The following is a 12,520-nucleotide window of genomic DNA, read 5'->3' on the forward strand; positions in this document are numbered from 1 at the left end:
AAAACATCTAGATTGAATGATCAAAATATTGTTTCACCAAAGGAAATGACTGTGGCTACTGATACCACCCAACCGCAACGCGACAACCTTGGCAGCGCGCTTTTGGATGTAGCGCGCCTGACGAGCAATCCCGATGAATCAGCAGGCATTCAACTCTCTGATTTAAAAAATAGCGCGACTAGCGAAGTACGCCGTTTTGGCGAAGACCTCGCCAGTCATTTATTAGCACACACCCAAATCAAAGTGCCCCCCGCTTTTCAGCTGCAAAGTGCTGCGGAAGGCAAGATTCAGGTTGTTGGCGATCATCCCAACAAAGCAACCATTGAAGCTTATTTGAACGAAAACACCCGTCTGCTGAAGTGGTTTAAAGAACTCGAAGTCTTGTTTGAAATCCAAAGAAAACTAGAACTTGGGCCCGACAATAATGACATGGCAACGCAAGTGTTTAACTTTGGTTTAACTAGCCTAGGTGGCATTGCTTTTTTCACTTTGAAAACGAATCCATCCCATTAAACCAACCCAAATGTAATGACCAATAGCCGCAAACAGCGGCTATTGGCATTTTTGAGCAGCGTCAAGCCAAACCAGTTATAATTAACGCTTATAGAACAAAGAAGAACGCCCGATGAAAACAGTAAAAGCCCGCCGTCCACAGCCTGCCATTCGTGAAGGCCGTGCGAGTGACCAGCTACGTAGCGCCAACAAGGTGGGCAGTCGTGGCCAAGCAGTTGTGAAGAAAACCAGCGTACAACCGATGCAATCGCCAACCGCCAAACTGGGCGCAACCAAGAAAAAAACCGTTTCAGCGAGTGAAGCTGCACGTAATCGGGCGCAAAATCTACCCGATACCGGCCGCTCGTCAACCCCTGCAACCGGTATTCGTAAACGCGGCAATTCAACTGTCGGCATGAGCCGCATGATTGCTCAAGCAATCGCCAAAACGGCTGGCGCGCGCGAAGTACAAGGCATTAAAACTGTTGAAAAAGCAGACGAAAGCACCAAAACAACGATTGTGCAGCACGGTGACAAGAGCAATAAAAACGTTAAACGCGCCAAACGCATGAAACAACGCCAAGGCTCGCAAGAAGAGTTGGCATTCCAACAAATCTTGCGCGAAAAACGTCTTGCTAGCTCTGAAATTGAAGAAGACCGCCTACAAAAAGTACTGGCTTATTCTGGGCTAGGCTCACGCCGCGACATGGAAGAAATCATCGAAGCCGAACGCGTCACCATCGGCGGTCGAATCGCGACTTTAGGCTGCAAAGTGAGCCCAGGCGACGAAGTTCGCATTGACGGTAAACGAGTGGCATTGAAATGGCCAGACCGCATGGCACGCATCATCATGTATCACAAACAAGAAGGCGAATTGGTCAGTCGTGACGACCCTGAAGGCCGTGTCACCGTTTTTGATCGCCTACGCCGTGTGTATTCTAGTAAGTGGATTGCGATTGGTCGTTTGGACTTTAATACGACGGGTCTACTGCTATTTACGACTTCAGGCGAACTCGCCAACCGAATGACGCATCCAAGCTTTCAGGTTGAGCGTGAATACGCAGTTCGCGTACACGGTCAATTAACACCGGAGCAAATGAAAGAACTCACCGCAGGCGTAACATTGGATGACGGTGAAGCCCACTTTACCCGCATCGAAGACCGTGGCGGGGAAGGAAGTAATCATTGGTATCACGTTGTCATCAAAGAAGGTCGTAATCGTGAAGTGCGCCGGATGTTTGAGCATTTCAACATCATGGTGAGCCGTTTGACACGGATTCGCTTTGGCATGTTTAGCTTGCCAGGCCGCCTTAAGCGTGGCGAGTTTTACGAGTTATCAGAAACTGAAGTTTTGGCCGCAATGAAATGGGCCGGCCTCACGATCATGGGCCAAGTCAAAGACTAGGTATTACTCGCTAGGCATTACTCAATAATGCCTAGCTTTATATACCCTACAACACCATGCAAAACACACCCGATTCAAATTTTGATGATGAAGTGATCCCCGCCGACCTCATCATTCCTTCCGGCAGTAAAAACTACATTACGCCACACGGTTGGCAACGTCTCAAAAATGAGCTATACCAGCTCGTCAAAAAAGAACGCCCCGAACTGACTGTGATGATTAATTGGGCAGCCAGCAATGGCGATCGCTCAGAAAATGCCGACTATCAATATGGCAAGCGTCGCCTGCGTGAAATTGACCGCCGCATTCATTTTTTAACCAAACGCCTCGAAATCGCCGAAGTTGTTGACCCCTGCTCCCGCGAAATGACCGATCAAGTTTTTTTTAGTGCCACGGTCACGTTCGAGCGAAGCAATGGCGACAGTGAGACCGTCAGCATCGTTGGTGTCGATGAAACCAATGCTGCGCTCAATCACATCAGCTGGACTTCGCCTGTTGCCCGTTCTTTACTCAAGGCGCGTGAGGGCGATGTGGTTTTACTTCGAACTCCAGCAGGAATACAAGAACTGGAAGTAGTAGAAATCCAGTATTGCGAAATCGTCACACCCGTGTACTAAACGAGTAAAAAACCCAACATTTACCCGCCTCAGCACTCGATTCTTTACGCTGCAATATCAGACTATTGTATTGTAGCGACTATGAGCTTATTTCAATCAAAAACGGGTAGTTTTTATCGGCGCGTATTGCGCAACATGGCCTTGCGCATCACGCTGGCAGCGCTCGCAGTTTCAGCGATCAGCTATTACTACAGCTACACACGACTACAAGAAGAAGCACTTGCTAGCCTTGCCAAGTACATTGACGCCCGTAGCCAAATTGAAAGTGAGCTATTTCTTAATGCCGAAGACAATACACGGCTCATTCGAGATGAATTTATTCGCCGCTATACACTAGCGCAAGGCATCGACGCCAGCCCTGAATTCAATCAATTCCTTCGGCAAGATAAAGACGGTATGTGGCGGGTAAAATATGAATTTGATGACTTTGAACACCGCGCTACCGTTGCAATCTTACCAACGGCTAAGCTCACACCCGAGTTCAAACGCCAAGTAGTCCTCGGCTACAATCTACTATCGCAATACGGCCCAGCGTACTCAAATCGTTACTACGACACATTCATTGATTTAAACGTTTCAGACGCAAGCCTGATGTTTTTGCCTCAGCTCAACTATGCCCGCAATGGCTCGGTAGCAGACTTTGCAGAAACGCTTGAGCCTGAAATGCTCGCAACACCCGCAGCCAACCCACAGCGCAATACAAAATGGAGTGGTATTTACTACGACAAACAAGCTCTGGAATGGATGGTTTCGGTCGTCACACCGATTGATTATCTTGGTAAATATATTGGTAGCGTTGGCCAAGACGTATTACTGTCACAGCTGATTGCCCGCACCAATACTGTCAATATTCCCGGCACCTATAATTTCATCGTAACGCGGGATGGTAATTTAATTTCACACCCTAACTACATGCAACAAATTCAAAATAAACAAGGTGCATTTAATATTGCGACGTCCGATACACCACTGAAAGCATTCTATTCAGCATTAATCAAAGCACAGCCGCTTGATCGTTTTATAGAAAGTAGTGATGAAAAATATTGGCTGGGTATCGCGCCAATCAAAAGCACAAACTGGATGTTCGTCACGGTTTACCCAAAAAACCTACTCCAAATCAAAGCAGCTATCGCAGCCAGCATGGTGCTTTTCTTAGGTTTAATTGCGCTGGCAATCGAACTTGGTTTATTGGCTTGGGTATTAAAAACCGACGTTATTAAACCACTCAACCGCCTTAAAAATGCCATCAAAGATTTGGCCGCTGGTCGAAAAACCAAAGAGCTCGACACCCATCGTGATGATGAAATTGGAGAATTAGCACGCACCTTCGAGGAAATGGCGCACACCGTACAAACCCATCGCCATCATTTAGAAGATTTAGTCAGTGAGCGTACTCAAGAACTCGCCACCCGAAACCTGCAACTTGAAGCCGCCAACGAGGCGCTCAAATATCTCAATCATGAGAAAAATGAACTACTCACCATTGCAGCACACGATCTAAAGAACCCCGTCGCCAGCATCCAAGGGATGTCGGTCCTTTTGAAAGACCGCCTCAATGAATGGCCAACGGAAAAAATTCAAGACCGACTCAGCGGCATTAATCAACTCGCTGGCCGTATACAAAGCATTATCTGCAATTTAATTGACCACAACGCGCTCGAAACGGGTTCGATTCGGCTCAACTTTGAAACGATTGAGATCGATGGATTAATTGAGTTGGCAATCGCCGAGTGGGAAGAACGCCTGAAAAACAAACATCAAAAGTGCACCTTCGTTCGTTCAGGACTCAGCGTAACTGCCGACCGACAAGCGCTGTGGCAAGTGCTGGATAATCTAATTTCAAATGCGGTCAAATATTCACCGCACGAAAAAGAAATCACAATTACCGTCGCTCATCGAGACTGTGATATTGAAATTAGTGTGAAAGACCAAGGCCCCGGTATTGCGCCGCACGAAACATCGATGCTGTTCAAAAAGTTTAGCCGGCTCTCGGCACGCCCAACCGGTGGAGAACACACCACAGGGCTAGGGTTGTCGATTACCAAACGACTCATCGAAGCAATGAACGGCCATATTCGCTGCGAAAGCCAGTTTGGTCACGGCTCGGCCTTTATTATTTCGCTATCTCCCGCTGAAGCTGAAGACGCTTAGCCTACCGTGCTGTAAAATAATCGCAGACTAATCTAAACCGAAACCCTGCTTTGGCAGGGTTTATTACTGGAGTTACCATGCGCCAATACCACGATTTACTACAACACGTCCTTGATCACGGCGTCGCGAAAGAAGATCGAACTGGCACTGGCACAGTATCGATTTTTGGCCACCAAATGCGATTTAATTTAGCCGATGGCTTCCCATTGGTCACAACAAAAAAGACCCACCTAAAATCGATCATCAATGAGTTACTTTGGTTTTTGCGTGGGGAAACCAATGTGAAGTGGCTGCAAGAGCGTGGCGTCACAATCTGGGATGAATGGGCTGATTCCAATGGCGAACTAGGCCCCGTATATGGCTCGCAATGGCGCAGTTGGCCAACGCAAGATGGCCGCCATATTGATCAAATTACTGAAGTGATTAATACACTCAAAAACAATCCAGACTCACGCAGGATTATCGTTTCAGCGTGGAATGTCGGCGAAATTGAAAACATGGCACTGCCACCTTGCCATGCGTTTTTCCAATTTTATGTTGCCCCCGCCCAGCCAGGCGATACCGATCAGCGTGGCAAACTTTCGTGCCAACTGTATCAGCGCAGCGCTGATTTGTTCCTTGGTGTGCCATTCAATATTGCCTCTTACGCTACACTCGTACTGATGTTGGCTCAAGTTTGTAATTTACAGGCAGGGGACTTTGTTTGGACGGGCGGCGATTGCCACATTTACAGCAACCATTTTGAGCAAGTCAAAGAGCAGCTCAGTCGTGATCTGCGCACACTGCCGACCCTCAAGCTCAATCCAGAAAAAATGGACTTGTTCGCATTTGAGTTTTCGGATTTCACTCTTGAGAATTACGACCCACACCCAGCGATTAAAGCGCCAGTCGCAGTCTAATAAAAAGCCGGAGACTCTCCGGCTTTTTATATGTATATCTCTGCAAGCATTAATTTTTAATTTCTAGCAAGCAATACCCTACTAAACACCTTTTACAAACGGATAATCTACTGCAGGCTGACGGCCTGCAATCAAATCGGCAATGGCCTGTGCTGAGCCACAGCATTCAGTCCAACCCAATGTGCCATGGCCCGTATTGAGCCATAAACTTGGATACCGTGTTTGTCCGATATAAGGCAGATTGCCGGGCGTTGCTGGGCGCAAACCGGTCCAGAACTCAGCCGCAGCATAATCCATACCTTCTGGAAAAATCTGGCTAGTACGGTCAATCAGCGCCTTACAGCGTACTGGATTCAAATCCAAATTATAACCATTGAATTCCGCCGTTCCAGCCACCCGCAGACGATCGCCTAAGCGCGAAAACACCAGTTTATAACCATCGTCGGTCAAACTCACTGTCGGAGCATGTTGCGGATCGATAACAGGAATCGTTGCCGAGTAGCCTTTTGCTGGATAAATATCCAAAGTAATACCCAAAGGCTGCAAATGTTGTGGGCTATAGCTGCCCAAGCATACAACGATCGCATCGGCAGAGAGACGCTCAACACCTTCAGCTTGACTCGACACCCGGACCACCTTCACGTCACCGCCCTCTTTCTCCAAGGCATCAATCTGGCAGTCGTAGCGAAACTCAACCCCCAAAGCCACACAGCGCTCGGCCAACTGATTAGTAAATTCACGAGCATCACCCGATTCATCACTTGGTGTATACGTGCCACCGACGATTGGAAAACGAGACTGCGCCAAAGCAGGCTCAATCGCCAAACACTCTGCAGCGTTCTTAACCTGCCGATCTAATCCCACATCTCGCATCAAAGCAGCAGCGGGGATTGCAGCCGCAAACTCTGCGGGGTCGGTGTAATAGTGCAAGATGCCTTCAGTACGTTGCTGATAAATCACGCCAGTTTTAGCACGCAAGTCCTGCAAGGTTTCACGACTATAAAGACCCAAACGCACCAAATTTTGTAAATTGGCTTTGGCTTTTTCTTTGGTGCATTGTTGCAAAAAACGCAAACCCCAACGCCATTGATTCCAATCCATTTTTAGGCGAAACAACAATGGCGCATCTTCTTCACCTAACCACTGCAAAGTCTTCCACGGGGCCTTTGGATTTGCCCATGGCTCGGCATGACAAACAGACACTTGTCCACCATTAGCGTAACTAGTTTCACGGGCGGGCTCTTGGGCGCGCTCTATCACCGTTACCGAATGCCCTTCTTGCGCGAGAAACCATGCGCTAGTTACGCCAATGACGCCAGCACCGAGAATAATAATCCGCATTCGACTGCCCTCCCAAGGCCACTATTATGCTGACATTATGCCCTGCAAATAGTCGAACCCACTTGGGATTGTCGATTTTTAATGCTGCAGATCAAACTCAATGTGTTGGATGAAAAAACAAAGCAACAAACAGCGATGTGTAATCAGCTAACTATGTTTTAAACTGTACACTGATGAAAGCACAAAATAGAAAAGCGCATTAATGAAACTATCCCTTCGCTCTGCTGTTATTTTGGCCATTTTGATTGGCCTATGCCTCCCAGCCACCATATTGGGCTATATCAGTCTGCAGTACGAATTACAAACGACCAAAACTCAAATTAGCCGTGACCACCAGCGACTGAGCGACGTGCTGGCCTTGGGGATGCAAGAACCATTGTGGAATTTGTCACCAGAGTCTGGGCGGCCACTGCTTGAATCGCTAATGAGTGATGACCGTATTGTGCGGATCACCATCAATGACAATAATCTTGGCGTATTTTTATCGATCCAGCACCCTGAACGGGCGTTGGGTAATGTGGCAGCGCTTTCTCGTCCTGTGATCAAACAAGGCAATACCATCGGCATAGTCACTGTCAATTTTGCCGATGGCCTCAGCATTCAAACAATTACTCGTAAACTGCGCATTTATTTGTTTGCAGTGGTCATCCAAGTTATTTTTAGCTTGGCACTCATTTTGTTCCTGTTGAATTCTCGTGTACTTCGCCCACTTGAAAAGCTCACACAACAATCACAACTGCTCGCCAATCGTCAGCTCAACCAAAAATTCATTTGGCAAAGGAATGATGAACTCGGTCAATTAGGCCACTCATTAGAATCAACACGCCAAGCACTGCACCACTTAGTGGGCACGCTAGAGCAAAAAAACGTACAACTCGAAGCCGATTTGATTAGTCGCCAGCAAATTGAATCTGCCCTGCGCGTGAGTCAAGATCGCTTCCGGCGCTTAGTTGAGTCAACACGACTAATCCCTTGGGATGCTCGCCCAGAAGAGTGGCGTTTTACTTATGTAGGCCCACAAGCTGAACAATTACTTGGCTTTCCAATTTCAGTTTGGTATAGCGAAGCTTTTTTAAGTAACTATCTACACCCAGATGATCGACACTTGGCCTATCCCTTATTTGCAGAACAAATTGCAATTGGCCAAGCTCACGAATTTGAATGCCGTTTACTCTCAGCCAACGGAAAAGAGGTTTGGGTTCATTTCTTGGCAACCGTCAGCAAGGATGAAAATAATCGAGCCCATTTGCAGGGCTTCTTATTTGATATCAGTGCTCGTAAACAGAATGAATTGCAACTGGAGCAATACCGCCATCACCTTGAAGAGGTAGTAGAAAACCGTTCGCGTGCGCTGGTTGCAAGTAATCATGAACTTGAAATTCTGACCGGATCCATTGCGCAAGACTTGCGTTCGCCACTCAAGACCATTGAAGGATTTAGCCAAGTACTACTTGATGATTATCGTGAAAAATTAGACGGCAACGCCAGAAATTACTTACTTCGAATTCGTAGTAGCGTATTGGCAATGGCCAATCGAATTGAAGATCTTCTGATGCTACACGAACTTTCTCGGAGTGAATTACGCAGAGAAAACATCAATCTCAGTGCAATGGCACTCGATATTATGGAAGAAATCACACTGCTACAACCTGAGCGCCATGTAGAACTCAACATCAAAGAACAAGTGTACGCCAATGCCGACGCACATCTAACCCGCATCGCGCTGTATAACCTGCTTGAAAATGCATGGAAATTCGCCAAGCCGGACAAAACGACTTATATCGAATTTGGCGACACAAAAATTAATGGGCAACAAGTCTTTTTTATTGCCGACCATGGCATTGGCTTTGCGCCTGAACAAGCTAAGCGGCTTTTTACGCCATTCCTGCATCTTCACTCTCACGAACAACATAGCGGCAGTGGTATTGGTTTAACCGTAGCCCAGCGCATCATCAGTCGGCACAGCGGACATATTTGGGCAAAATCAACTCTGGGTGAGAACGCAACTTTTTACTTCACACTACCAAACTCATTATTAACACATTGAGTGCTTGCAAAAAAGAACGAATGTTCTATAATTCATTTCATCACTCTACACACTGGAATCAAATTTCATGGACGACAATAAAAGCAAAGCGCTAGCCGCAGCCTTAGCGCAAATCGAACGCCAGTTTGGTAAAGGCGCCATCATGAAGATGGGCGACAATCAAATTGAAAACGACCTGCAAGTTGTATCAACAGGCTCACTAGGCTTAGATTTAGCACTCGGCGTTGGTGGCTTGCCACGCGGTCGGATCGTTGAAATTTTTGGCCCAGAATCATCAGGCAAGACAACACTTTGTTTACACGTTGTCGCTGAAGTTCAAAAACTAGGTGGCGTAGCAGCCTACATTGATGCAGAAAATGCACTCGACCCAATTTATGCTCAAAAACTGGGCGTGAATGTATCTGACATGCTGATTTCTCAGCCTGATACAGGTGAGCAAGGCCTAGAAATTTGCGACATGCTGGTTCGTTCTGGTGGTGTAGATATTATTGTTGTCGACTCAGTCGCCGCGCTAACCCCTAAAGCTGAAATCGAAGGTGAAATGGGTGACGTGCACGTAGGCCTGCAAGCACGTTTAATGAGCCAAGCGCTGCGTAAATTAACCGGCAATATTAAACGCACGAACACGCTAGTGATTTTCATTAATCAATTACGTATGAAAATCGGCAATATGATGCCAGGTCAAAGCCCTGAAACAACAACGGGTGGTAATGCGCTGAAATTTTACGCTTCGGTTCGCCTCGATATTCGCCGTATTGGTGCCGTCAAGAAAGGCGAAGACGTTATTGGTAACCAAACCAAAGTTAAAGTAGCCAAAAATAAAGTAGCCCCACCATTCCGAGTCATTACTTTTGACATCATGTATGGCGAAGGTATTTCTCGTGAAGGCGAAATTATCGAACAAGGTGTAACGCATAAAATCGTCGAAAAAGCCGGCGCTTGGTACAGCTATAATGGCAACAAAATTGGCCAAGGCTTAGAAAATTCACGCCAATATCTGAAAGACAATCCTGAAGTGGCCGAAGATATTGCACGAAAAGTCCGCGAAAAAATGACTGGCGCAGCACTCCCTATTGAAATGGAACAAAGCAGCGATAGCGCCGCTGAATAAAATAATCTTTAAATAGTCCAATGGCCACTTCGTGGCCATTTTTTTTAAGTTCAAATCTATGATATCGATTCGAAATAAAGCACTGCAACTGCTGAGCCGCCGTGACCACTCAAAACATGAACTCCAGCAAAAATTGGCAATCGCATTTCCTGAAATACCAAGCGAAGAAATCACAAATGTCATGGATGAATTCGCCCAAATGGGTTGGGTTTCTGATGAGCGATTCGCTGAGCAATGGGTCTACTTTCGAAGTCAGCGCTACGGCCCACAACGACTTAAGCATGAGCTGATCGAAAAAGGTGTAGCCAGTGACATTATTAGCCAAGTTCTTGCCGAAATCAGCGACGATGAAACCAGCAAAGCGAGGATATTGTTAGAAAAAAAATTCTCGCAAGCCCCAACAAACATCGCTGAACGGACTAAACAATTAAGATACTTGGCCAATAAAGGTTTTAGCTTGCATGTAGTCTATGAAGTAGTCAGTGAGATCAAACATTGCGATATTTACTCAGACTGAATCGGACAGTGATTTGAGGAGGTTCTAAATTTAGATATGTTTTCCGACTTCCCTCTGTTGTGCTAAATTTTGCATCAGAAGGAAGTCGCCTAAAGTACTAGAACTTAACGAGAGATTGGCTTGTAGCGAATCCGTTTTGGTTTCGCGCCCTCTTCACCCAAGCGTTTTTTCTTATCGGCTTCGTATTCTTGATAGTTACCGTCAAAGAAATTCCATTGCGAATTGCCTTCTGCCGCCAAGATATGCGTCGCAATCCGATCAAGGAACCAGCGATCATGGGAAATAACAAACACGGTACCTGCAAACTCAAGCAAGGCATCTTCCAAGGCACGCAGTGTTTCCACGTCCAAGTCATTCGATGGCTCATCGAGTAGCAAAACATTGCCGCCTTTGAGCAGCGTTTTTGCCAAATGCAGGCGACCACGCTCACCACCGGATAAATTGCCAACCAGTTTAGCCTGATCTGCGCCCTTAAAGTTAAAACGCCCCAGATAAGCACGGCTGCTCATTTCAAACTTGCCGACATTAATCACGTCATGACCATTTGAAACATCTTGGAACACGGTCTTGTCGTTTTCCAAACCTTCACGGCTTTGTTCAACAAACGCCATTTGCACGGTTTGGCCGATTTCAACTTCGCCGCTATCCGGTGCTTCTTTACCAGCAATCATTTTAAACAGCGTTGATTTACCAGCACCATTCGGGCCGATAATTCCGACAATCGCACCTGCTGGTACATTAAAGCTCAAATCATCGATCAAAAGACGATCGCCAAACGCTTTGCTCACGCCTTTAAACTCAATGACTTTATCACCCAAACGCTCAGCAACAGGAATAAAGATCTCTTGCGTTTCATTGCGTTTTTGATGCTCAAAGCTACTCAATTCTTCAAAACGTGCAATACGCGCTTTTGATTTGGCTTGGCGGCCTTTTGGATTTTGACGAACCCACTCCAATTCTTTGTTCAACGCTTTTTGACGCGCCGACTCTTGTGACTCTTCGACTTTCAAGCGCTCTTCTTTCTTTTGCAACCAAGTCGAATAATTGCCTTCCCAAGGAATACCATGGCCACGATCGAGTTCCAAAATCCACTCGGCGGCGTTATCAAGGAAATAGCGATCATGCGTTACCGCAACCACAGTTCCTGGGAAACGCACCAAGAATTGCTCCAGCCATTCCACTGACTCAGCATCCAAGTGATTGGTTGGCTCGTCGAGCAGCAACATATCTGGCTTAGACAGCAGCAATTTACACAAAGCCACACGGCGTTTTTCACCACCGGAAAGTTGCCCAACAATGGCATCCCACTCTGGCAAGCGCAGTGCATCGGCTGCGATTTCGAGTTGCAATTCCAAATTGTCGCCTGCACCCGCAGAGATAATCGCTTCAAGGCGGCCTTGTTCCTCAGCCAAAGCGTCAAAGTCGGCGCCCTCTTCGGCATATGCAGAGTACACTGCCTCAAGTTTGGCTTGGGCTTCAAAGACTTCACCAAGGCCACTTTCTACTTCTTGGCGCACGGTGTTGGTCGCGGTTAACTCAGGTTCTTGTGCCAAATAGCCAATTTTGATATTGGGCAGATGTTGCACTTCACCTTCAAACTCTTTTTCCACGCCAGCCATGATTTTCAAAACAGTTGATTTACCTGAACCGTTTAAGCCCAATAAACCAATCTTTGCGCCGGGAAAAAAAGACAGGGAAATGTCTTTAATAATCTGGCGTTTCGGCGGAACAATTTTGCTCACACGGAGCATCGACATTACATACTGTGCCATTCAGAAAACCTTTAAAAACAGTGGAAATAGATAAACAAGAGTTTAACAGGCTGCGCTATATCAGCGCTATCTTTCGAAGAGGGAGGTATGTAGGGGGAAATGATATTGGCACCATGGTATTACCATACAAGCCATCAATATGATTAACTGCAAGGCAATACCCATCAG

10 protein-coding genes are annotated in these 12,520 nt (G+C 46.6%); 8 read left to right on the top strand and 2 right to left on the bottom strand.

Annotated elements, in window-relative coordinates:
- Positions 1 to 51 precede the first annotated feature (51 nt).
- From K4H28_RS07805 to K4H28_RS07825, 5 genes are all read left to right on the top strand, one after another.
- A complete protein-coding gene (locus K4H28_RS07805) occupies positions 52 to 513 on the top strand; it encodes a hypothetical protein (RefSeq protein ID WP_221007806.1) in 462 nt (153 codons plus the stop codon).
- A 112-nt stretch (positions 514 to 625) separates the two neighbouring features.
- Positions 626 to 1,897, top strand: coding sequence for a pseudouridine synthase (locus tag K4H28_RS07810; RefSeq protein WP_255573656.1), 1,272 nt, complete (start codon positions 626 to 628; stop codon positions 1,895 to 1,897).
- A gap of 56 nt (positions 1,898 to 1,953) precedes the next feature.
- Positions 1,954 to 2,514, top strand: coding sequence for a transcription elongation factor GreB (gene greB / locus K4H28_RS07815; protein ID WP_221007807.1), 561 nt, complete (start codon positions 1,954 to 1,956; stop codon positions 2,512 to 2,514).
- 81 nt (positions 2,515 to 2,595) lie between these two features.
- The gene (locus tag K4H28_RS07820) at positions 2,596 to 4,665 is read left to right on the top strand and encodes an ATP-binding response regulator (RefSeq protein WP_221007808.1); all 2,070 of its coding nucleotides are present in this window, start codon (positions 2,596 to 2,598) and stop codon (positions 4,663 to 4,665) included.
- A 77-nt stretch (positions 4,666 to 4,742) separates the two neighbouring features.
- Positions 4,743 to 5,564, top strand: a complete 822-nt coding sequence (locus K4H28_RS07825; protein WP_221007809.1) for a thymidylate synthase — start codon at positions 4,743 to 4,745, stop codon at positions 5,562 to 5,564.
- An 81-nt stretch (positions 5,565 to 5,645) separates the two neighbouring features.
- Here the strand turns inward: K4H28_RS07825 and K4H28_RS07830 are convergent, their stop codons facing one another.
- The gene (locus K4H28_RS07830; RefSeq protein ID WP_221007810.1) at positions 5,646 to 6,905 is read right to left on the bottom strand and encodes a D-amino acid dehydrogenase; all 1,260 of its coding nucleotides are present in this window, start codon (positions 6,903 to 6,905) and stop codon (positions 5,646 to 5,648) included.
- 202 nt (positions 6,906 to 7,107) lie between these two features.
- Between K4H28_RS07830 and K4H28_RS07835 the strand changes: the two genes are divergently transcribed.
- The 3 genes from K4H28_RS07835 to K4H28_RS07845 all read left to right on the top strand — a co-directional run bounded on the left by K4H28_RS07835 (position 7,108) and on the right by K4H28_RS07845 (position 10,580).
- Positions 7,108 to 8,952: a sensor histidine kinase gene (locus K4H28_RS07835; RefSeq protein ID WP_221007811.1), complete on the top strand. Its 1,845-nt coding sequence runs from the start codon at positions 7,108 to 7,110 to the stop codon at positions 8,950 to 8,952.
- Positions 8,953 to 9,019: 67 nt separating this feature from the next.
- Positions 9,020 to 10,063 carry a recombinase RecA gene (gene recA, locus K4H28_RS07840; protein WP_221007812.1) on the top strand — a complete coding sequence of 348 codons (1,044 nt, stop codon included), beginning with the start codon at positions 9,020 to 9,022 and terminating at the stop codon, positions 10,061 to 10,063.
- Positions 10,064 to 10,121: 58 nt separating this feature from the next.
- Positions 10,122 to 10,580, top strand: coding sequence for a regulatory protein RecX (locus K4H28_RS07845; RefSeq protein ID WP_221007813.1), 459 nt, complete (start codon positions 10,122 to 10,124; stop codon positions 10,578 to 10,580).
- Positions 10,581 to 10,684: 104 nt separating this feature from the next.
- Here the strand turns inward: K4H28_RS07845 and ettA are convergent, their stop codons facing one another.
- Entirely contained in the window at positions 10,685 to 12,352 is a 1,668-nt protein-coding gene (gene ettA, locus K4H28_RS07850) for an energy-dependent translational throttle protein EttA (RefSeq protein WP_221007814.1), read from the bottom strand.
- Positions 12,353 to 12,520: the final 168 nt, after the last annotated feature.

It is taken from the genome of Deefgea tanakiae (genome assembly GCF_019665765.1).
GTDB lineage: Bacteria > Pseudomonadota > Gammaproteobacteria > Burkholderiales > Chitinibacteraceae > Deefgea > Deefgea tanakiae.